At 66.3% G+C, this 21449-nt stretch carries 17 protein-coding genes; 16 read left to right on the top strand and 1 reads right to left on the bottom strand.

The window, feature by feature from the left end; translation table 11 throughout:
* Positions 1-108: 108 nt before the first annotated feature.
* The 14 genes from MTBSS4_RS00265 (at position 109) to MTBSS4_RS00200 (ending at position 17354) form a co-directional block, all read left to right on the top strand.
* The gene (locus tag MTBSS4_RS00265; RefSeq protein ID WP_173981381.1) at positions 109-1656 is read left to right on the top strand and encodes a long-chain-fatty-acid--CoA ligase; all 1548 of its coding nucleotides are present in this window, start codon (positions 109-111) and stop codon (positions 1654-1656) included.
* Positions 1653-3764, top strand: a complete 2112-nt coding sequence (locus tag MTBSS4_RS00260; RefSeq protein ID WP_173981380.1) for a hydantoinase/oxoprolinase family protein — start codon at positions 1653-1655, stop codon at positions 3762-3764. The genes MTBSS4_RS00265 and MTBSS4_RS00260 overlap by 4 nt, the downstream gene beginning before the upstream one ends.
* A gap of 5 nt (positions 3765-3769) precedes the next feature.
* The gene (locus MTBSS4_RS00255) at positions 3770-5446 is read left to right on the top strand and encodes a hydantoinase B/oxoprolinase family protein (protein WP_173981379.1); all 1677 of its coding nucleotides are present in this window, start codon (positions 3770-3772) and stop codon (positions 5444-5446) included.
* A gap of 5 nt (positions 5447-5451) precedes the next feature.
* A complete protein-coding gene (locus MTBSS4_RS00250) occupies positions 5452-6585 on the top strand; it encodes an acyl-CoA dehydrogenase family protein (RefSeq protein WP_173981378.1) in 1134 nt (377 codons plus the stop codon).
* Positions 6582-6977, top strand: a complete 396-nt coding sequence (locus MTBSS4_RS00245) for a cobalamin B12-binding domain-containing protein (RefSeq protein ID WP_173981377.1) — start codon at positions 6582-6584, stop codon at positions 6975-6977. The genes MTBSS4_RS00250 and MTBSS4_RS00245 overlap by 4 nt, the downstream gene beginning before the upstream one ends.
* A complete protein-coding gene (locus MTBSS4_RS00240) occupies positions 6974-8581 on the top strand; it encodes a methylmalonyl-CoA mutase (protein WP_173981376.1) in 1608 nt (535 codons plus the stop codon). The genes MTBSS4_RS00245 and MTBSS4_RS00240 overlap by 4 nt, the downstream gene beginning before the upstream one ends.
* Positions 8582-8714: 133 nt before the next feature.
* A complete protein-coding gene (locus MTBSS4_RS00235) occupies positions 8715-9569 on the top strand; it encodes a xanthine dehydrogenase family protein subunit M (protein ID WP_173981375.1) in 855 nt (284 codons plus the stop codon).
* Positions 9553-10026 (top strand): (2Fe-2S)-binding protein, encoded by a 474-nt coding sequence (locus MTBSS4_RS00230; protein ID WP_173981374.1) that lies wholly within the window; start codon positions 9553-9555, stop codon positions 10024-10026. The genes MTBSS4_RS00235 and MTBSS4_RS00230 overlap by 17 nt, the downstream gene beginning before the upstream one ends.
* Before the next feature lie 10 nt (positions 10027-10036).
* Positions 10037-12340: a xanthine dehydrogenase family protein molybdopterin-binding subunit gene (locus MTBSS4_RS00225; RefSeq protein WP_173981373.1), complete on the top strand. Its 2304-nt coding sequence runs from the start codon at positions 10037-10039 to the stop codon at positions 12338-12340.
* On the top strand, positions 12337-13533 hold the full coding sequence (locus MTBSS4_RS00220; protein WP_173981372.1) for a CaiB/BaiF CoA-transferase family protein: 1197 nt from the start codon (positions 12337-12339) through the stop codon (positions 13531-13533). Before MTBSS4_RS00225 ends, MTBSS4_RS00220 begins: the two co-directional genes overlap by 4 nt.
* 27 nt (positions 13534-13560) lie before the next feature.
* The gene (locus MTBSS4_RS00215) at positions 13561-14388 is read left to right on the top strand and encodes an SDR family NAD(P)-dependent oxidoreductase (protein WP_173981371.1); all 828 of its coding nucleotides are present in this window, start codon (positions 13561-13563) and stop codon (positions 14386-14388) included.
* 122 nt (positions 14389-14510) lie between these two features.
* Positions 14511-15665 carry an ABC transporter substrate-binding protein gene (locus MTBSS4_RS00210; protein WP_173981370.1) on the top strand — a complete coding sequence of 385 codons (1155 nt, stop codon included), beginning with the start codon at positions 14511-14513 and terminating at the stop codon, positions 15663-15665.
* A gap of 116 nt (positions 15666-15781) precedes the next feature.
* A complete protein-coding gene (locus tag MTBSS4_RS00205) occupies positions 15782-16936 on the top strand; it encodes an NnrS family protein (RefSeq protein ID WP_173981369.1) in 1155 nt (384 codons plus the stop codon).
* Positions 16937-16955: 19 nt separating this feature from the next.
* Positions 16956-17354, top strand: coding sequence for a RidA family protein (locus MTBSS4_RS00200; RefSeq protein WP_173981368.1), 399 nt, complete (start codon positions 16956-16958; stop codon positions 17352-17354).
* Positions 17355-17385: 31 nt separating this feature from the next.
* On the opposite strand, the gene MTBSS4_RS00195 is transcribed toward MTBSS4_RS00200, so the two are convergent.
* Positions 17386-18900 carry a UbiD family decarboxylase gene (locus MTBSS4_RS00195; RefSeq protein ID WP_173981367.1) on the bottom strand — a complete coding sequence of 505 codons (1515 nt, stop codon included), beginning with the start codon at positions 18898-18900 and terminating at the stop codon, positions 17386-17388.
* A 168-nt stretch (positions 18901-19068) separates the two neighbouring features.
* Here MTBSS4_RS00195 and MTBSS4_RS00190 point away from each other — a divergent pair, with 168 nt between their 5' ends.
* Positions 19069-20841 (top strand): HD family phosphohydrolase, encoded by a 1773-nt coding sequence (locus tag MTBSS4_RS00190; protein WP_173981366.1) that lies wholly within the window; start codon positions 19069-19071, stop codon positions 20839-20841.
* Positions 20841-21374 carry a dihydrofolate reductase family protein gene (locus MTBSS4_RS00185; RefSeq protein WP_173981365.1) on the top strand — a complete coding sequence of 178 codons (534 nt, stop codon included), beginning with the start codon at positions 20841-20843 and terminating at the stop codon, positions 21372-21374. Before MTBSS4_RS00190 ends, MTBSS4_RS00185 begins: the two co-directional genes overlap by 1 nt.
* Positions 21375-21449 lie beyond the last annotated feature (75 nt).

The following is a 21449-nucleotide window of genomic DNA, read 5'->3' as shown; positions in this document are numbered from 1 at the left end:
CAGGATGAGGATTCGGGATGACCTCACCCTGAGGAGCAAAGCGTCTCGAAGGGCGAGGTCACCGCAAGACGGCTCTTGCCGGAATGCACCACTCGGGGAGGAGAGGTGATGAACGTCGCGGATTGGATCGATCGCTGGGCCGGATTTCACGGCGACAAGCCGGCGCTTCGCTGCGAGGAGCGCGCCTGGAGCTATGCCGAGCTGTCCCGGCGCATCGGCCAGGTCGCCCATGTGCTGGACCAGGGGCTGGGGGTCCGTCATGGCGACCGGGTGGCGTGGCTGGGACTGAACAGCCCGGAATCCCTGGTGCTGCTGTTCGCCTGCGCCCGGCTGGGGGCCATGTTCATGCCCATCAACTGGCGGCTGGCCCCGGCCGAGGTCGACGTTCTGTTCCACGACGCCTCGCCGACCGTGCTGGCGGTCGAGCCTGATTTCGCCGCCTTGATCGAGCAATACGGCAAGGGCTTCGGCGATTGCCGCCGGGTGTGCACCGGCGGCCCGCGCCCCGGCTGGCTGGACTGGGACGCCATGGCCGAGGCGGCGATTCCGCTGGCCGACAAGGGCACCGGCCGTTATTCCGACCTGCTGCTGCTCTGCTACACCTCGGGCACCACCGGCACTCCCAAGGGCGCCACCCTGACCCAGGAAGCGGTGCTGTGGAACGCGGTCAATTCCATCCACATGCACGACCTGACCAGCCAGGACCGGGTGCTGACCACCCTGCCGCTGTTCCATGTGGGCGGGCTCAACATCCTGACCCTGCCGGCGCTGCATTCGGGCGCCACGGTGACGCTGCACCGCAAGTTCACCCCCGAGGCGGCGCTGGCCGCCATCCGGGCCGAGCGCATTACCCTGACCGTGCTGGTGCCGACCCAGCTGGACATGATGATGGCCAGCCCGGATTGGGCCAGGACCGACTTCTCGTCGCTGCGCTGCGTCACCACCGGATCGACCATCGTGCCGGTGCGGCTGCCGCAGGCGCTGGCCAAGGATGGCATCAAGCTGATCCAGGTCTACGGCTCGACCGAGACCGGCCCCATCGCCGCCTATCAGCGTCTCGCCGACGCCGGGCGCCTGGGCGTCACCGGCAAATGCGCCATCCATTGCGAGCTGCGCATCGTCGATCCGGTGGGGTCCGAGGTGGGCCGCGGCGAGGCCGGCGAGATCCTGGTCAAGGGTCCCAACGTCATGGCCGGCTATTGGCGGGACGAGAAGTCCACCGCCAGCGCGCTCCAGAACGGCTGGTTCCATACCGGCGACGTCGGCGAGCTGGACGACGACGGCTATCTGGTGGTCAAGGACCGCAAGAAGGACATGATCATCTCGGGCGGCGAGAACATCTATCCCGCCCAGTTGGAAATGGTCCTGGCCGAATGCCCCGATATCGCCGAGGCCGCCGTGGTCGCCCGTCCCGACGAGCGCTGGGGCGAAGTGCCGGTGGCGGTGGTGGTGCCCCGGCCGGGGGTCCGGCTGACCGTCGAGCGGGTTCTGGCCCTCTTCGAGGGGCGGGTGGCCCGTTACAAGCATCCGCGCGGCGTGGTGTTCCTGGACCAGTTGCCGCGCACCAGCATCGGCAAGCTGATCAAGGCCAGAATTCGCGAAATCGTCAAGGACATGCCCTGGCAGACGTCCAAAGAGCCGGAGAAATCCCTATGACCCTGAAGATTGGCATCGACGTGGGCGGCACCTTCACCGACTTCTTCGTCGCGGAAGAGGGCGCCGAGCCCATGATCCACAAGGTGCTCTCCACCCCCCACGACCCCTCCATCGCGGTGGTGCAGGGGCTGGAGGAGATCGCGGCGATGATGACCCCGCCCGAGACCCTGACCCATTTCGCCGGGCGCATAGACACCATCGTGCATGGCACCACGGTGACCACCAACGCCACCTTGACCCACACCGGCGCCAAGTGCGGCCTGATCACCACCAAGGGGGTCAAGGACGCCCTGGAGATGCGGCGCGGCATCAGGGAAGAGCAGTACAACAACCGCTACACCAATGTGCAGCCGCTGGTGGAGCGTTACCTTCGCGTCGGCGTGACCGAGCGCGTCGACCGCGACGGCGCCGAGCTGGCCCCGCTCAGCCTCAAGGAGGTCGAGGCCGCCATCGAGCTGTTCAAGGCCGAGAAGGTCGAGGCGGTGTCCATCTGCTTCCTCAACGCCTTCGCCAATCCCGAGCACGAGCGCCAGGCCGCCGAACTGGTCCGCGCCAGGCTGCCCGGCGCCTACCTGACGGTGTCGACCGACCTGCTGCCCTCGATCCGCTTCTACGACCGCATCAGCACCACGGCGCTGAATTCCTATGTGGGGCCGAAGCTCAGCCACTATCTGGACCAGTTGATCGGGCGGCTGAAGGATGCGGGCTTTCGCAACCTGCTGCTGATCATGCAATCCAACGGCGGCGTGATGACGCCGCAGGTGGCCCGCGACAATTCCGCCCTGACCCTGCTGTCCGGTCCGGCGGCGGGACCGGGAGCCGGTCTGGCCTATGCCCGCGTCCACGGTCAGAACAAGTGCATCACCGTCGACATGGGCGGCACCAGCTTCGAGGCCTCGCTGGCGGTGGACACTCCGGTGATGGTCAACGAGGGCGAGATCGACCGCCACCGCATCGCGCTGCCCATGCTGGGCATCCACACCATCGGCGCCGGCGGCGGCTCGATCGGCTGGATCGACGAGGGCGGCATGCTGCGCATGGGGCCGGCCTCGGCCGGCGCGGCGCCCGGCCCGGCCTGCTACGGCCGGGGCGGCAAGCGCCCCACCTCCACCGACGCCAATCTGGTGCTGGGCTATCTCAACGCCGAGTACTTCGCCGGCGGCAAGATGAAGATCGACCTTCAGGCCGCCCGCGACGCCATCGAGGAATACGTGGCCAAGCCGTTGGGCATGTCCATCGAGGACGCGGCGGCCGGCATGTACCGGGTCATCTGCAACAACATGGCCCAGGGCGTGCGCGAGGTCACCATCAAGCGCGGCTTCGACCCGCGCGAGTTCCCGATGATCGTGGCGGGCGGCGCCGGGCCGATCCATTCCTGCCTGATCTGCGAGGAACTGGACATGCCGTTCCAGATCGTTCCCCGCGAATCCTCGATCCTGTGCGCCTACGGCATGCTGATGAGCGATCTGAAGCACGATTTCGTGCGCACCTTCGTCTCGCGCCTCGACGCCATCGACTGGCCGCGCCTGAACGGGCTGATCGACGACATGGTGGACGAGGGCCGCAGGCTGCTGAGCGAGGAGCGCATCGGCACTGATCGCCAGCAGGTCCACGTCAAGTTCGACTGCCGCTACCTGAAGCAATACCACGAGGTGTCGTTCGAGGTGCCGGCCGAGGCGGTCAAGGCCCGCGACATCGCCGCCATCACCACCTTGTTCCACGCCGAGCACAACCGGCTGTACGGCTATTCGCTGGAAGCCCAGAAGGCCCCGGTCGAGATCATCAACGTCCGTGTCCAGGCGGTGGGCCACACCGACAAGCCGGCCCAGCCCAAGGAACCCTGGCACGGCACCGACCCCAGGGCGGCGCTGAAGGGCGAGCGTCCGGTCTACATCCCCGAGGCCAAGGCCTTCCGGACCATTCCGGTCTATGACGGCCACAAGCTGCGCCACGGCAACCTGATCGAAGGCCCGGCCATGATCGAGGAGATCACCACCGCCATCTTCGTCAGCGAGGCCAATTCCTGCGTCTGCGACGCCACCGGCTCCTTCGCCATCTTCCGCAAGGGCCGCGAGGATCTCGTCGTCTCCACTCTGAAGAAGGGCTGACCGCCATGACCAAAGTCGATCCCATCCTGCTGTCGGTCTATGCGCGCACCTTCAAGTCGATCACCGACGAGATGAGCATATCGGTGCAGAAGACCACCCGCTCGCCCATCCTGTGCGAGGCCAAGGACTTCGTCACCGGTCTGTACGACGCCGACGGCAACATGCTGGAGCAGACCGAGAACCTGCCGATCCTGGCGTTCTCGCTGGCCCCGGTTTGCAAGTACATCCTGGAATACTTCAAGGGCGACATCCACCCCGGCGACGTCATCTTCCACAACGACGTCTTTTCCATGGGCAACCAGAACAACGACGTCGCCGTCTACAAGCCGATCTTCCTGGACGGAACCCTGGTGGGCTGGACCGCCGTCAAGGGCCATCAGGCCGACATCGGCGGCAACGTGCCGGGCGGCTACAATCCCAACGCCAAGGAAGTGTGGCAGGAGGCGCTGCGCATCCCGCCGGTCAAGATCTACGACAAGGGCGTGTTCCGCAAGGACGTTTGGGACCTGATCTTCGCCAACATCCGCCTCGACATCGTCCAGCACGACATGCGCGCCCAGATGGGCGCCTGCACGGTGGGCGAGCGCCGGTTCCTGGAATGCCTGACCAAGTACGGCCTTTCCAGCTTCCTGGCCCACAAGCAGGCGCTGTTCGACGCCACAAGGCGGATGATGGAGGCCGAACTGGAAAAGATCCCCAACGGCACCTATTCCGGCGAGGGCAAGGTCTATTACGACGGTCATCACGAGGGCACGGTGTTCACCATCCGGGTCGACATCACCGTCAGGGACCGTTCCATCACCTTCGACTATACCCGGTCCGATCCGCAGACCGACGGCTTCGTCAACGGCACCTTCACCTCGTCGGCCTCGGCCACCGTGCTGACCCTGCTGCAAATGGTGAACCCGGACATCCCCCACAACGAGGGCATGATCAAGCCGATCGAGATCATCATTCCCGAGGGCACCATCCTCAACGCCAGCTATCCCAAGGCCACCACCTTCGGCAACCATCTCTGCCCGCCCAACGCCGATTCCATCATCCGGGCGCTGGCCCCGGTGATCCCGGACCGGGTCACCGCCGGCTGGAACAACCTGCTGTGCTCGCTGACCACCGGCATCGACCCCAAGCGCGGTGAAAAGTACGTCGATATCGGCTTCATGGGGCTGAAGGGCGGCTCGGGCGCCATGCTGGGCACCGACGGCTATGACCATATCGGCATGATCGACGCCTCGGGCGGTCTGTTGGACCAGGATTACGAGATGTTCGAGCAGACCACGCCGCATCTGCTGGTCAAGCACGAATACACCGCCGATTCCGCCGGCCCCGGCCAGTGGCGCGGCGGCCTGGGGGTCGAGACCGAGTTCGTCATCGGCTCGGACGATACCCAGTTGGTCACCTTCGGTGACGGCGATTTCGAGCCCGCCTTCGGCCTGTTCGGCGGCGGCGATTCGACGTTGAACCTGATCGAGCTGATCTATCCCGACGGCAAGCGGGTGGTGCCGCGCAACAAGGACCTGATCACCGGCGTGCCCAAGGGGACCGTCTATCACCAGCTGGCCGGCGGCGGCGGCGGCTATGGCGACCCCACCAAGCGCGACCGCGCCCAACTGGAGCGCGAGATCCGCAACGGCGTCATCTCGACCGGGCAGGCGCGTTCGGCCTATGGCTGGAAGGGCTGAGACCGATGGACTTCGACCTGACCGAGGATCAGCGGGCCATTCAGGAGACCTTCGCCCGCTTCGTCGATCGCGAGGTGGCCCCCGCCGCCGCCGCGCTGGACGAAGCGCACGAATTCCCCCGGGCGCTGTTCGCCCGCCTCGGCGAGCTGGGCTTCTTCGGCATGCGCTATCCCGAGGAGGTTGGCGGTCTCGGCATCGATCTCGCCACCTTCTGCCTGGCGCTGTCCGAAATCGCCAGGGGCTCGCTGTCCCTGGCGGGCGCGGCGGCCATGCAGGCTTTGATGGGAACCAATTTCCTGCACCTGCTGGGCAATGGCGACATCAAGGACCGCCTGCTGGTCCCGGCGCTACGGGGCGAGAAGATCGGCGCCATCTGCATGACCGAGCCCAATGCCGGCTCGGATCTCAGTGGCATCAGCACCACGGCGACCAAGGTGGATGGCGGCTGGAAGATCAGCGGCCAGAAGACCTGGATCACCTCGGCGCCCATGGCCGACTTCTTCACGGTGTTCGCCAGGGCCGGCGCCGAGCGCAAGCTGACCATCTTCCTGGTGGAGAAGGGTTTCCCCGGCCTGACGGTGGGGCGTTCCATCGAGAAGATGGGGGTGTGGGCGCTGCCGACCTCCGAGGTCGCCTTCGACGAATGCTTCGTCCCCGACGGCAACATGCTGTCCAAGGAGATCGGCGACGGCGAGGGCCACCTGCGCACCATCTTGTCGGAAATCCGCATCATCACCGGCGCCATGGCCAACGGGGTGGCGCGGGCCGCCCTGGCCGAGGCGATCCGCTATGCCGGCGAGCGCAAGCAGTTCGGCAAGCCCATCGCCGCCTTCCAGGCGATTCAATTCAAGCTGGCCGAGATGGCCACCGATCTGGAGGCGGCCGAGCAGCTGGTCCGCTACGCCGCCTGGCTGAAGGACAACCGGCGTCCCCACGCCCAGCAGGCGGCCATGGCCAAGCTGTTCGCCACCGAAGCCGCCGCGCGGACCTGCGATCAGGCGGCCCGGGTGCTGGCCTCCTACGGCTTCGCCATGGAATACCCGGTGCAGCGCTATCTGCGCGACATCCGCTTCACCCTGATCGGGGGCGGCACCAGCGAAATCCTCAAAATGATCATCGGCAAGGAGCTTGCGTCATGACAGATCGTCGCATCCGCGTGCTGATCGCCAAGCCGGGACTGGACGGCCACGACCAGGGCGCCAAGATCGTGGTGCGCGGCCTGATGGCCGCCGGCTTCGAGGTCATCTACACCGGCCTGCGCCAGACTCCCATCGCGGTGGCCAACGCCGCGCTTGAGGAAGGCGTCGACGTCATCGGCCTCTCAAGCATGGCCGGCTCGCACATGCCGTTCTGCCGCAAGCTGAAGGTGCTGCTGGAGGAACGCGGCCTCCAGGACAAGGTGTGGATGATCGGCGGCAACGTGCCGGCCTCCGACCATGCCGAACTGCGCCAATTGGGCTTCACCGGCATCTTCCCGACCAGCAGCAAGCTCGACGAGATCGCCGCCTTCATCAAGGAGCAGGTGAAATGAGTGCCGACCGCCCCACCCAGCGCCGGGTCGTCAACGAATCCGGCATCGAGATCAAGACGGTCTACACGGCCGAGGACGTGGAGGCCACCGGTGGCCTCCAGCATGTGGGCGACCCCGGACAATACCCGTTCACCCGGGGCATCCACGCCCAGATGTACCGCAAGCGGCCGTGGACCATGCGGCAATACGCCGGCTTCGGCAACGCCCACGACACCAACCAGCGTTTCAAGTACCTGATTGCCAACGGCCAGACCGGGCTGAACGTCGCCTTCGACCTGCCGACCCAGATCGGCTTCGATTCCGACGATCCCATGGCCGAGGGCGAGGTCGGCCGGGTCGGCATGGCCATCGATACCCTGAGGGATTTCGAGATCGCCTTCGACGGCATCGACCTCGACGCCATCACCGTGTCGCTGACCATCAACGGCGCCGCCGCCATCCTGATCGCCATGTTCCTGGTGATGGCGGAAAAGCGCGGCTATGACGTGAAGAAGCTGCGCGGCACCGCCCAGAACGACATTTTGAAGGAATTCATCGGGCGCGGCACCTGGATCTTCCCGGTGGAGCATTCCATCCGGCTGGTGGGCGACACCATCGAGTACTGTGCCCAGCACGCGCCGAAATACAGCCCGGTCAGCGTCTGCGGCTATCACATCCGCGAATCCGGCGCCAATCCGGCCCAGGAAATGGCCTATGCCTTCTGCATCGCCAAGGCCTATGCCGACGAGACCCTGAAGCGCGGCCTCGCCATCGACGAGTTCGCCGGCCGGCTGTCATTCAACTTCAACATCTTCGGCAACCTGTTCGAGCAGGTGGCCAAGTTCCGCGCCGCCCGCGGCCTGTGGGCCAGGATCATGAAGGAGGAATACGGCGCCCAGGACCCCGGCTCCATGTGGATGCGCATGATCGCGGCCGGCGGCGGCGGCGGCCTGACCCACGAACAGCCCGAGCTGAATATCGTGCGCGGCGCCTATTACGCCCTGATCAGCGCCCTGTCCGGCACCCAGACCATGGCGCTGTGCTCGTACGACGAGGCCTACACCATCCCCACCGAGTATTCGGCCCGCATCTCATTGCGCACCATGCAGATGCTGGTCGAGGAAATGGGGCTGGCCGACACCGTCGATCCGCTGGCCGGGTCGTGGTTCGTCGAGACCCTGACCAACCAGATGCGCGACAAGATGGTCGAGATCATGGCCGATATCGACGCGCGCGGCGGCATCGTCAAGCAGATCGCCGACGGCACCGCCCAGGCGGCGGTCTCGGCCCAGGCCTACCAGATGCAGCGGCGCATCGAGACCGGCGATTTCCGCAAGGTCGGCGTCAATTGCTACCGCATCGAGGAGGAAGACCATGACGTGGAATTCCATCCCTACGACGAGGCCGACGCCAAGGCCCAGGTCGACGCCCTGAACAAGGTCCGGGCCGAGCGCGACAACGCCCAGGTGGCGGCGGCGCTCGACCGGCTGGAAAAGGACGCCCGCGCGGGTGTCAACGTCATGCCGGCCCTGGTGGACGCGGTCAGGACCTATGCCAGCGTCGGCGAGATGACCCAACGGCTGGTGGCGGCCTTCGGCCGCTACCGCGAACCGATCGTGTTTTGAATGCGTCCGTCATCCTTCGAGACGGCCCGTTCGGGCCTCCTCAGGATGAGGATGTGTGAATGCCTCATCCTGAGGTGCGAAGCCTCGAAGGATGAGGTCGGGATAGATCATAGGACACAAGGATGAACGGCCAATGACCGCCATCGAACGATACCTCGCCCCCGCCAGCCTCGACGACGCGCTTGCCGCGCTGGCCGGCGGCAACGCCACCATCCTGGCCGGCGGGACCGACCTGATGGTCCAGTCCCACGGCGGCAAGACGCGGCTCAGGCCCGTTCTGCTCAACATCCGCCGCCTACCCGAACTGGCCGGCCATTCGATCGAGGGCGAAAGCGTCCGCATCGGCGCGCTGACCACCATCAACCAGTTGCGGGAAGACGCCACCCTGGCCAAGGCGTTGCCGCTGCTGGCCGAGGCCGCCGACCGCTTCGCCTCGGACCAGGTGCGCAACATGGCCACCATCGGCGGCAATGTCTGCAACGCCTCTCCGGCCGGCGACACCCTGGTGCCGCTGCTGGTGCTGGATGCCGAGGTGGAACTGGCCTCCGCCTCCGGCCGGCGCCGCCTGCCCATCAACGGCTTCTTCACCGGACCGGGCCGGACCCTGCGCCAGCCCGAGGAACTGCTGACCGCCATCTACGTTCCGATGCCCCGGCTGCGCACCGTGTCGCGCTTCGTCAAGTTCGGCACCCGGCCGGCGCTCGATATCTCGGCGGTGTCGCTGGGCTTCAAGGCCGAGTTGACGCCGGCCGGCCTCGCCAATGTCCGGGTTGCCTTCGGCGCCGTCGGCCCCACTCCGATGCGCGGTCCCGGGACCGAGGCGCTGCTGGAAGGTCAACGCCTCACCCCCGCGCTGATCGCCAAGGCGGCCGAAACCGCCATGGCCGAGATCACCCCCATCGACGACGTGCGGGCCACCGCCTGGTACCGCCGCGAACTGGTCCACAACCTCCTGCGGAAGGTGCTGAACGATGTCGCCGACCATTGAGATCACCTTCACCCTGAACGGAATGCCCAAGCGGATTTCCGTCGATCCCACCCTCAGCACCCTGGTCATGCTGCGCGAGATCCTGGGCCTGACCGGCACCAAGTACGGCTGCGGCGAGGGCGAATGCGGCGCCTGCACCATCCTGGTTGACGGCAAGTCGGCCAACGCCTGCCTGATGTTCGCCGCCGATTGCGACGGCCGCGCCATCGTCACCATCGAGGGCGTCGCCATCGACCGCTCGGCCGATGGCTTGCGCCAGGCCTTCGTCGACCATGGCGGCGTCCAGTGCGGCTTCTGCACCCCCGGCATGGTGGTGCAGGCCAAGCACACCCTGGACAAGCAGCCCCATGCCGACCGCGCCACCATCAAGCGCGGCCTGGAAGGCAATATCTGCCGCTGCACCGGCTACAAGAAGATCGTCGACGCCGTCGCCGCCGTGAGCGGCACCAATTCGTGAGGCAATCGCCATGACCGTGATCGAGAAGGACAGCCTGATCGGCAAGCGCCTCACCAAGATGGACGCTCCCGAGAAGACCGCCGGCAAGACCCGCTATATCCACGACATCAACCTGCCGGGCCAGTTGGTCGGCATGATCCTGCGCACCGACCGGGTCCACGCCATCATCAAATCCATCGACACCTCGGCCGCCCGGGCGCTGCCGGGCGTCCACGCGGTGCTGACCGCCAAGGATCTTCCCCAGAAGGGATTGGGCGTCAACAAGGACAACCCGCCGCTGAAGGGCGAGCGCGTCCGCTGCGAGCGCGACGAGATCGCGGCGGTGGCGGCCGAGAGCGAGGAAATCGCCGCCCAGGCCCTCCGGCTGATCAAGGTGGAATACGAGGACCTTGCGCCGCTGTTCGATCCCGAGGCGGCGCTGCGGCCCGGCGCCCCGGTGATCCACGAGTCCAAGCCCGACAACGTCGCCATGGCGTTCGACTACAGCCACGGCGACGTCGTGGCGGGCGAGGCCGAATCCGACGTGGTGGTGGAAGATACCTTCACCCTGCACCGGGTGACCCATTGCTGCATGGGCGTCAGCGGCATCATCGCCGATTTCGAGGCCACCTCGGGCAACCTGACGCTGTACTCCAACACCCAGGTGCCGTTCCTGCACAAGCGCGAGTTCGCCGAGGTGCTGGGCATGGACCCGGGTCGCATCCGCATCATCCAGCCGCCCATCGGCGGCGGCTTCGGCTCGAAGCTCGACATCTATCCGTTCGAGCCCATCTGCGTCTATCTGGCCCAGGCCACCCGTCGGCCGGTCAAGCTGGTGTTCACGCGGGCCGAGGAATTCCTGGCGTCGCCCACCCGCCAGCCCGCCATCGTGCGGCTGCGCTCGGGCGCAAAGAAGGACGGCACGCTCACCTTCCGCACCGTCGACATCTTGCTGGACAACGGCGGCTACACCTCGTGGGGGGCCACCATCCCCTTCGTGATGATGCAGACCTTCTCGTCGCTCTACCGGGTGCCGCACTGCCTCTATCACACCAAGGCGGTCTACACCAACAACCCCTATGCCGGCTCGTTCAGGGGCTACGGCAACCTCCAGGCCACCTTCGCCATCGAAGCCCACATGGACAAGATGGCCGACGCCATCGGCATGGACGCCCTGGACTTCCGCATGAAGAACGCCCAGGTGGCGGGCGAGGTCACCCCCCAGGGGATGGATTTCAAGACCTGCGGCCTTCAGGACTGCCTGACCCTGGCGGCCAGGGACAGCGATTTCGCCGCCAAGCGCTCCGCCTACGCCGCCCGGAAGGGCGCCGTCGGCGGCGTCAAGCGCGGCATCGGCATGGCCTCGATGCTGCATGTGGGCGGCGGCGCCAAGATCTATCCGTCGGACGGTTGCGGCACCAACATCAAGCTGGACGATTTCGGCCACGTCACCATCATGACCGGCGCCTCCGAGATCGGCCAGGGCTCGGAAACCGTGCTGGCGCAGCTGGTGTGCGAGGAGCTGGGCGTGCCCATGAGCGCGGTCACCGTGGTCAACAACGACACCGACATCACGCCCTGGGACGTGGGCGTCCACGCCAGCCGCACCACCTTCATCGCCGGCAATTCGGCGGTGGGCGCGGCCCGGAAGGCCAAGGCCAAGATCCTGGCGGCGGCGGCCGGCCTGTCCAACCTGCCCGCCGAACAGCTTGACCTCAGGGGCGGCCACGTCATCCGCGCCGAGGACGGCGAATCGGTGATGCCGCTGGCCAAGCTGCTGCGCTCGCTGCATTTCTCGGACAAGGCCGAGCTGGTCACCACCAGCCATTACTACGAGCCGCCCAGCGTCCATCAGGACAAGGGCTTCAAGGGCAACGTCTCTGCCGCCTATGCCTGGGCCACCCAGGTGGTCGAGATCGAGGTCGACACCGATACCGGCATCGTCACTCTGCTGAAGGTGTGGGCGGCCCACGACGTCGGCCGCGTGCTCAACCGCCTCGGCATCGAGGGCCAGATCGAGGGTGGCATCGTCATGGGACAGGGCTATGCCCTGACCGAGGACATGATCATGGTGGAAGGCCACCTGAAGAACGCCGGCTTCACCGATTACAAGCTGATCACCGCCCCCGAGATTCCCGAGATGAGCATCGAGTTCATCGAGACCATGGACGGCGAGGGTCCCCAGGGCGCCAAGGGCGTCGGCGAGGCCCCGGCGATCTGCATGGCCGCCGCCATCGGCAACGCCATCGAGAACGCCACCGGCGTGCGGCTGACCAGTCTGCCCTTCACGCCCGAGCGGGTCTATCGCGGCCTGAAGCAGGGAGCGGCGTCGTGAAGCGCCGCACCATCCTCTCAATGGAACAGGCGCTGTCGCTGCCCTATGCGACGCTGCGCTTCGTTCACCTGGGCTGGCGGGTGATCCGGATCGAATCCTTCGGCTCCGGCCCCGGCCTGCCCGGCGATCCCAACCGCTATATCGGCAGCGTGGTGGCGGACGACGACCGCCGCTCGTACTTCGTCGCCCCCAATGTGGGCAAGGAAGCCATCGCGCTCAACCTCAAGGACCCCAAGGGCCAGGAGGTGCTGCACCGGCTGATCCGGGAACTGGACGCCGACGTGTTCTGCTGCAACACCCTGCCGTCGCGTTATGAACAGCTCGGCATCGATTACGACCGGCTGAAGACGGCCAAGTCCGACCTGATCTGGGCCGGCATCTCGGCCATGGGGCCGGATTATCCCGACATCCCCGGTTATGACCCGGCGCTTCAGGCCATGGTCGGCTACATGGAGCTGACCGGCGAGGCCGATGGCCCGCCCACCCTGGCCGGTGTGCCGGTGATCGACCTGAAGGCCGGCGACGAGGTGTTCGCGGGCGTTTGCCTCGCGCTGGCCGAACGCGCCGAGACCGGGCTTGGCACCCGCATCGACGTCTCCATGCTGCAAGCGGCGGCGTCGTGGCTGATCACCACCCTGCCGCTGGTGGATTTCGGCTGCCAGCCCAATGAGATTACCCGCTGCGGCAACGAGCACCGCAAGTTCATTCCCACCAACGCCTATCCCACCAATGACGGCTACATCTTCGTCGCCATCGGTTCGGACGTGCAGTGGCGCCGCCTGACTGAAAGCCCGAAATTCGCCGCCCTGGCCAAGCCGGGCCGCGAGACCAATGCCGGTCGCCACGCCGACCGCGAGGCCATCCACGCGGACATGCGGGCCGTCACGTCCCGTTTCAACGCCGGCGAACTGGCCGACGACTTCCGCAAGGCCACCATTCCCAATGCCGCCATCCATACCATTCCGCAGGTGCGCGCCCTGGCGGCGCTGGCCGACAAGCTGACCGCCACCCGCCTGCCCGACGGCCGGCAGGTCCGCATGCAGCCCAAGGCGGTGGACCTGCCCGGCAGCGCCGACGACTTCGCCTTTCCGCCCCATTACGGCGAGCACACCCGGTCCATCCTGGCCGAGGCGGGGCTGGGCGGGGATTACGACTCACTGGCCCAGGCCGGCATCGTGCCGGCCCAGGCCTAACCAACAAGAACGCTGGGAGGTGACATCATGAAGAAATTGGACGGCAAGGTCGCGCTGGTGACCGGATCGGGACGTGGAATCGGCCAGGCCATCGCGCTGAAGCTGGCCCGGGAAGGCGCCAAGGTGGTGCTGAACGACATCGACGAGGCCCCGGCGGCCGAGACGGTGGCCGCCATCAAGGCGCTGGGCTCGGACGCCATCGCCGTGGTGGGCGACGTCACCGCCAAGGATTTCGGCGACCGCTTCATCAAGGCGGCGCTGGAAGGATTCGGCCGCATCGACATCATCGTCAACAACGCCGGCTATGCCTGGGATTCGGTCATCCAGAAGATGAGCGACGAGCAGTGGTACGCCATGATCGATGTCCATGCCACCGCGCCGTTCCGGGTGCTGCGTGCCGCCGCCGACTACATCAAGAACGCCGCCAAGGCGGAAAAAGAAGCCGGCCAGTTCGTCGCCCGCAAGGTGGTCAACGTGACCTCCATGGGCGGCATCTGCGGCAATCCCGGCCAGATCGCCTATTCCGCCGGCAAGTCGGCGGTGGTCGGCATGACCCGGACCATGGCCAAGGAATGGGGCCGCTACGGCGTCAACGTCAATTGCGTCGCCTTCGGCTGGATCAAGACCCGCATGACCGCCCCGGCCGGCTCGGGCGAGAGCAGCGCCGTCATCGCCGGCCGCGAGATCAAGATGGGCGTCAATCCCGAATTGCTCGACACCATGGCCCGCCAGATTCCGCTGGGCCGTGGCGGCACGCCGGAAGAAGCCGCCGGTTCGGTCTATCTGCTGTGCCTGCCCGAGGCCGATTACATCACCGGCGAGATGGTGATGGTCTCAGGCGGCTTCAACATGTGACATCGCCCGGCGATGCCGGGCAATATGGCCATACCGCCCGGCACCGCCGGGCAAAGCGCAATTCCGCGCCAATAAAAGCAAGATCGGGTTGGGAGTAGTCATGTCCTAGGGAGGGAACAACCATGTCAGTATCGAGACGTTTTCTGTTGGGGACGGCCGCCGCCGTCCTCGCCATTCTGCCGTTCAAGGTTCAGGCCGCCGACCCGATCCGGATCGGGGCGGTGCTGTCCATTACCGGTCCGGCCTCGTTGTTGGGTGATCCCGAGGCCAAGGTCCTGAAGATGTACGTGGATCAGCTCAACAAGGAAGGCGGCGTCGCCGACCGCAAGATCGATCTGATCACCTACGACGACGAAGGCAAGGCCGACAAGACGCTGGTGCTGGTGCGCCGGTTGATCGAGGCCGACAAGGTCAGCGTGATCATCGGGCCGACGCTGACCGGCAACACCATGGCGGTGATCCAGCATGTGGAGCGCGAACAGGTTCCCATGATCTCCATCGCCGGCGGCGGCGTCATCGTCGATCCGGTCAAGAAGTGGGTGTTCAAGACCCCGCATACCGACAAGATGGCCACCGAAAAGGTGTTCATGGACATGAAGAAGCGGGGCATCAGCAAGATCGCCCTGATCTACGGCCTGGACGGCTATGGCAAGTCCGCCAGCAACGCCACCAAGGAACTGGCGCCGTCGCACGGCATCTCCATCCTGGCCGACGAGGTCTATGGCCCCGCCGACGTGGACATGACCGCCCAGCTCACCAAGATCAAGAACACTCCCGGCGTCCAGGCGGTGTTCAATCTGGGCTTCGGCCAGTCCGCGGCCATCACCACCAAGAACTACAAGCAGCTTGGCATCGGCCTGCCGTTCTACGAATCCCACGGCGTCAACTCGAAGAGCTATATCGACCTTGCCGGCATCGACGCCACCAACGGCGTCAGGCTGCCGGCCTCGGCGGTGCTGGTCGCGGAACAGTTGCCCGCCAACGATCCGCAGAAGGCGGTGACCATGAAGTTCAAGACCGAGACCGAGGCGGCGTTCAAGACCGAGGTCTCCACTTTCGGCGGTCATGCCTATGACGCGCTTCAGATCGCCCTGTCGGCCGTCGTGCGGGCCGGGTCGACCGACCGCGCCAGGATCAGGGACGAGATCGAGAAGACCAGCGGCTATATCGGAACCAGCGGCGTCGTCAGCATGTCGCCCACCGATCATCTGGGGCTGACCCTGTCGTCGCTGCGGCTGCTGGAAATCAAGAACGGCCAGTGGACCCTGGTGGACTAAGACCCTGGTCCGACGACTCGTGCGGGCCGGAGGCCCGCGCTCCGCGAGGATGCACCACTTCCGGAGCGCGGGCATCTTGCCCGCATGGGCTGTCGATAGGATGGAAGGAAATCCGCATGCCCCATGACGACGACCGCGCCCGGCCGTCGCCGCCGCTGTGGAGCAGCGGGTTCCGCCCCATGTTCCTGGTCGGCTGCGTCTGGGGGGTGGCGGTGGTGGCGCTGTGGCTGCTGGACCAGCACGGCGGCTTCGCCAATCGGCTGGGACGGCCGCTGTGGCACGGCCATGAAATGCTCTACGGTTTCGCCGGCGCCATCAGCGGCGGCTTCATCCTGACCGCCCTGCCGTCCTGGGCGGGAACCTCCGCCATCGCCGGTTCCCGGCTGCTGCTGCTGCTGGCCGTCTGGGGGCTGGGACGGCTGGGGCTGTTTCTGCCGCCGTTGCCGGCGGCCATGCTCGATCTTCTCTATCTGCCGCTGCTGGCCCTGATGGTGACGCCGGGGGTCTGGCGGGCCTCCAACCGGTTCTATCGCCTGTTGCCGCTGATTCTCGCCGCCCAGGTCGCCGGCAATCTGGCCTTTCATAACGCCATCCTGACCGAGGCGCCCGATCAGGCCCGCCTCGGCCTGCGGCTGGGCCTCTACGGGCTGATGCTGCTGTTCAGCTTCGTCGGCGGCATCCTGACCCCGATCTTCACCGCCACCGCCATCGGTGGCGACGCCGTCTTCCGCCGATGGCTGGAAGTGGCGGCGCCGCTGGCCCTGGCCCTGCTGGCCCTGGCCGATCTCGGCGGTCTGCCGCACGGCGCGGTGGCGGCCATCGCCCTGGCGGCGGCCCTGTTCCAGGCATTGCGCATGGCCGGCTGGCGGGGGTGGGCGGCGCGGGGCAATCCATTGCTGGCCGCCATGCATCTCGGCCATGCCTGGCTGGTGGCGGCGCTGGTCCTGAAGGCGGCCGAGGCGGCGGGGCTGGGGCCGGCCCCCTCGGCCATGGTTCACGCCTTCACCCTGGGCTGCATCGGCCTGACCAAGCTCAGCCTGATGACGCGGGTGGCGCTGAAGCACACCGGCCGGCCGCTGAGGGTGGTTCCGGTGATGGCCTGGGGCTTCGCGGCCATGGGGCTGGCCGCCCTGGCGCGTCTGGGCGCCGAACTGGGGCTGGCGCCTCTGGCGCTGCTGCCGGTCTCGGCCGGACTGTGGCTGCTCGGCCTCGGCGTCTGGCTGGTTCTCCATGCCCCCATGCTGGCGCGGTCCAGTCTGGGGCGGTCATGAAACACTGAAAGGATACGTCATGGAATTTCTCAATCCGCCGGAATGGCCCCGGCCCAGCGGCTACGCCAACGGCATCTCGGCCCGGGGGCGCATGATCTTCACCGCCGGAGTGGTCGGCTGGGACGAGCACAACACGTTCCGTTGCCCGGACCTGCCCGGCCAGTTCGAGCAGGCTTTGCGCAATATCGTCCGCATCCTGGAGGTAGGGGGGGCCAAGCCCCACCACCTGGTCCGGCTGACCTGGTACATCACCGACCGCGCCGAGTATCTGGCCGGCATCAAGGCCATCGGTGCCGCCTATCGCGCCATCATCGGCGACCATTTCCCGCCCATGGCGGTGATCGAGGTCAAGGGGCTGATCGCCTCGGCGTCCAAGGTGGAGATCGAGGCGACCGCCGTGGTTCCCGACGACAGCTGATCCCGGGTGTTCGGGGCTTCGGCGGCGCGGATCAGCGCCAGATCGGCCGGCCCGACCCGGGCAGGCCGAATTCGGCCCAGCGGCGGGTGACGGTGTCGATCACCTCGTCGCTCATGCGGATCTTCTCGCCCCATTCGCGATGGGTCTCGGGCGGCCACTTATTGGTGGCGTCCAGGCCCAGCTTGCCGCCCAGTCCGGATTCCGGGCTGGCGAAATCCAGGTAGTCGATGGGGGTGCCCTCGATCACCGTGATGTCGCGGGCCGGGTCCATCCGGGTCGAGATCGCCCACATGACGTCCTTCCAGTCGCGGGCGTTGATGTCGTCGTCCACCACGATGACGAACTTGGTGTACATGAACTGTTTCAGGAAGCTCCAGATTCCGAACATCACCCGCTTGGCGTGGCCGGGATAGGCCTTCTTGATCGAGACCACGGCGATGCGGTACGAGCAGCCCTCGGGCGGCAGCCAGAAATCGACGATCTCGGGAAACTGCTGGGTCAGCAGCGGAATGAACACCTCGTTCAGGGCTTCGCCCAGCACGCTGGGCTCGTCCGGCGGCCGGCCGGTGAAGGTGGACAGGTAGATGGGGTCCTTGCGCATGGTGATGGCCGAGATGCGGAAGACCGGGAAATCCTCCACCGAGTTGTAATAGCCGGTGTGGTCGCCATAGGGTCCCTCGGGGCCGCTTTCGTCGGGCATGACGTGGCCTTCCAGCACGATCTCGGCCTCGGCCGGAACCTTCAGCGGCACCGTCCTGCATTCCACCAGATCGACCTTGCGGCCGCGCAGCAGGCCGGCGAACTGGTATTCCGACAAGGTTTCGGGCACCGGCGTCACCGCCGCGATGATGGTGCCGGGGTCGGCGCCGATCACCACGGCGGCCGGCATCGGCCCCTTGCCCGCCGCGGTCCAGCGCTGGAAGTGCTGGGCGCCGCCCCGATGCTTGAGCCAGCGCATCAAGGTGGTGTCGCGGCCGGTGACCTGCATGCGGTAGATGCCGAGATTGAAGCCGTCGCGCTTGTCGTCGCCGGCGTTGGGGCCTTGGGTCACCACCAGCGGCCAGGTGATCAGCGGCGCCGGCTCGCCCGGCCAGCAGCCCTGGATGGGAAGCCGCGACAGGTCGATCTGATCGCCGGTCAGCACCACCTGCTGGCACGGCGCGCTGCCGACCGTCCGGGGCCGCATGGCCATGACGGTACGGGCCAGCGGCAGCATCTCCAGCGCTTCGCGCCAGCCGCCGGGCGGTTCCGGCTGCTTGAGGAAGGCCAGGGTCTCGCCCACCTCGCGCAACTGGTGCGGTTCGCGGTCCATGCCCCAGGCGACCCGCTCGACCGTGCCGAACAGGTTGACCAGGACCGGCATGGGATATTTCGAGCCGTCGGAGCGCACCACATTCTCGAACAGCACCGCCGGCCCGCCCTCGGCCAGCAGGCGGGTCTGGATCTCGGTCATCTCCAGATGGGGCGACACCGGCGCCGCGACCCGCTTCAGCCGGCCTGTCCGTTCCAGGCGGGCGATGAAGTCGCGCAGCGAATCATAGGGCATTCCGGGTCTCCTCCAGCGGTTCCGACAAGGGACGACGAACACGCTTTGGCGTCAAGGGGCGATGAGTTTGTGCTATGATGACGAAGGAGAAAATAAGGGATTGGCCTGACTTCACCCTGGCTGGTTTTACCTGTAGGGTTACCGTGGAATCGAGAGAAGCGAGGCCCCATGGCCGTATCTCAGAAGGAAGAGCGCTACCGCACGTTGATCGAGCTGGGCATCGCCCTCTCGGCGGAGCGCAACCACAACCGGCTGATGGAGAAGATTCTCCACGGCGCCAAAAGCATGTGCAACGCCGATGGCGGCACCCTCTACCTGATGGCCGACGCCAAGGACAGCCTGTGCTTCGAGATCATGCTGAACGATACCCTGAACATCGCCATGGGGGGGACCACCGGCAAGCCGATCCCGTTCCCGCCGCTCCGGCTCTATGACGATCAGGGGGCGCCCAACCACAAGAATGTCTCCAGCTACTGCGCCCTGTCCGGCACCACCATCAATATCGCCGACGCCTACGACGTCGACAAGTTCGACTTCGCCGGCACCAAGGCGTTCGACGCCAAGACCGGCTATCGCTCGAAATCATTCCTGACGGTGCCGCTGAAGAACTACGAGGGCGAGGTGATCGGCGTGCTTCAGCTGATCAACGCCCGCGACCGCCGCAACAAGATCATCGTCTTCGGTCCCGACATCACGCCCCTGATCGAAGCGCTGGCCAGCCAGGCGGCGGTGGCGCTGGACAACCAGCGCCTGATCGAGGCCCAGAAGAACCTGTTCAAGAGCTTCATCCAGGTGATCGCCGGGTCGATCGACGCCAAGAGCCCCTATACCGGCGGCCACTGCCACCGGGTGCCGGCCATCACCTTCATGATGGCGCAGGCCGCCTGCGACGCCACCGACGGCCCGTTCGCCGACTTCTCGCTGACCGAGGACGAGTGGTACGAACTGGAGGTCGCCGCCGGCCTGCACGATTGCGGCAAGGTGACCACGCCGGAATACATCGTCGACAAGGCCACCAAGCTGGAGACCATCTACAACCGCATCCACGAGGTGCGCATGCGCTTCGAGGTGCTGAAGCGCGACGCCGTCATCACCTATCTGGAAGGCATCGTCGCCGGCGAGGAGGATGCCGACACCCTCAAGTCCCGCATGGACGAGGACCTGGCCCGTCTCGACGACGACTTCGCCTTCATCGCCGAGTGCAACGTGGGCGGCGAGTTCATGGCGCCGGAAAAGGTCGAGCGCATGAAGGCGATCGGCGAGCGCACCTGGGTCCGGACCATCGACGACACCCTGGGGCTGTCCATCGACGAGATGCGGCGCCGCACCGGCGACGAGCCCAAGCCGCCGGTGGCGGAGCGCCTGCTTGCCGACAAGCCCTGGCACGTCATTCCCCACGAAGTCGCCGTGGACATCGCCCATTACGAGGCCGAGGGCTTCAAGATGAAGCCGCTGGAGAACCGCTACGACCTGGGCGAGATCTACAACCTGTCCATCGGACGCGGCACGCTCACCAACGAGGACCGATTCAAGATCAACGACCACATCGTTCAGACCATCTTCATGCTGAAGGCGCTGCCCTTCCCCAAGAACCTGTCCCGGGTGGCGGAATGGGCCGGCGGCCATCACGAGAAGATGGACGGAACCGGCTATCCCAAGGGGCTGAAGCGCGACGAGATGTCGCTGCCGGCCCGCATCATGGCCATCGCCGACATCTTCGAGGCGCTGACCGCCGCCGACCGCCCCTACAAGAAGCCCAAGACCTTGTCGGATTCGCTCAAGATCATGTCGTTCATGGTCAAGGACCAGCATATCGATCCCGATTTGTGGCGGCTGTTCCTGACGTCCGGCATCTGGAAGGACTATGCCGAGAAATACCTCCGGCCCGAGCAGGTCGACGAGGTCGATATCGACAAGTACATGCCCAAGCCGGCGGCGTAGTGGTCGGGTTCCGGGCCTATATCGCCGCCAGCCTGGATGGCTACATCGCCGCGCCGGACGGCTCGATCGCGTGGCTGAAGCCGTTCGACGACCTGGATTACGGCTTCGACGCCTTCATCGCCTCCATCGGAACCCTGGTGATGGGGCGCACCACCTACGATCACCTGCACGCCATGGGCCACTGGCCGCATGGCGACACCCGCACCATCGTGGTGACGTCGCGCGGCATGGAAACCGCCCCCGACAACGTGGAATCCTGGGTCGGCGATCTCGGCCGTCTGGTCGAGGAACTGCGGACCACCTCGCCGGGCGACGTCTGGGTGGCGGGGGGCGCCAAGGCGATCCGCGCCTTCCTCGATCTCGGGGCCATCGATCATTTCGATCTGTTCGTCATGCCGGTGCTGTTGGGCGACGGCAAGGCGCTGTTCGAACGTTCGGAACAGACCAACCGCCTGACCCTGCTGGGGGCCAGGACCCATCCCAACGGCGTCGTCCGCCTCAGCTATGTGGTTGGCGGGGGACAGGTCCGCTGAGGTCCTGCCATCTGGGGGATTGCGGGATCGTCGCGACGTTGTAGACTCGTGTCCGGTTGATCATCAGGAGGAACA

Origin of the sequence: Magnetospirillum sp. SS-4, from assembly GCF_902729425.1 — a bacterium.
Classification (GTDB): domain Bacteria; phylum Pseudomonadota; class Alphaproteobacteria; order Rhodospirillales; family Magnetospirillaceae; genus Phaeospirillum.
Note: the sequence above shows the minus strand (reverse complement) of the source record. Positions and strands in the feature narration are given on the sequence as shown.

Excerpts from the sequence above, each read along its gene's own strand:
- MTBSS4_RS00265 (WP_173981381.1), top strand. The coding sequence starts at position 109 with ATGAACGTCGCGGATTGGATCGATCGCTGGGCCGGATTTCACGGCGAC.
- MTBSS4_RS00260 (WP_173981380.1), top strand. The coding sequence starts at position 1,653 with ATGACCCTGAAGATTGGCATCGACGTGGGCGGCACCTTCACCGACTTC.
- MTBSS4_RS00255 (WP_173981379.1), top strand. The coding sequence starts at position 3,770 with ATGACCAAAGTCGATCCCATCCTGCTGTCGGTCTATGCGCGCACCTTC.
- MTBSS4_RS00250 (WP_173981378.1), top strand. The coding sequence starts at position 5,452 with ATGGACTTCGACCTGACCGAGGATCAGCGGGCCATTCAGGAGACCTTC.
- MTBSS4_RS00245 (WP_173981377.1), top strand. The coding sequence starts at position 6,582 with ATGACAGATCGTCGCATCCGCGTGCTGATCGCCAAGCCGGGACTGGAC.
- MTBSS4_RS00240 (WP_173981376.1), top strand. The coding sequence starts at position 6,974 with ATGAGTGCCGACCGCCCCACCCAGCGCCGGGTCGTCAACGAATCCGGC.
- MTBSS4_RS00235 (WP_173981375.1), top strand. The coding sequence starts at position 8,715 with ATGACCGCCATCGAACGATACCTCGCCCCCGCCAGCCTCGACGACGCG.
- MTBSS4_RS00230 (WP_173981374.1), top strand. The coding sequence starts at position 9,553 with ATGTCGCCGACCATTGAGATCACCTTCACCCTGAACGGAATGCCCAAG.
- MTBSS4_RS00225 (WP_173981373.1), top strand. The coding sequence starts at position 10,037 with ATGACCGTGATCGAGAAGGACAGCCTGATCGGCAAGCGCCTCACCAAG.
- MTBSS4_RS00215 (WP_173981371.1), top strand. The coding sequence starts at position 13,561 with ATGAAGAAATTGGACGGCAAGGTCGCGCTGGTGACCGGATCGGGACGT.
- MTBSS4_RS00210 (WP_173981370.1), top strand. The coding sequence starts at position 14,511 with ATGTCAGTATCGAGACGTTTTCTGTTGGGGACGGCCGCCGCCGTCCTC.
- MTBSS4_RS00205 (WP_173981369.1), top strand. The coding sequence starts at position 15,782 with ATGCCCCATGACGACGACCGCGCCCGGCCGTCGCCGCCGCTGTGGAGC.
- MTBSS4_RS00200 (WP_173981368.1), top strand. The coding sequence starts at position 16,956 with ATGGAATTTCTCAATCCGCCGGAATGGCCCCGGCCCAGCGGCTACGCC.
- MTBSS4_RS00195 (WP_173981367.1), bottom strand. The coding sequence starts at position 18,900 with ATGCCCTATGATTCGCTGCGCGACTTCATCGCCCGCCTGGAACGGACA.
- MTBSS4_RS00190 (WP_173981366.1), top strand. The coding sequence starts at position 19,069 with ATGGCCGTATCTCAGAAGGAAGAGCGCTACCGCACGTTGATCGAGCTG.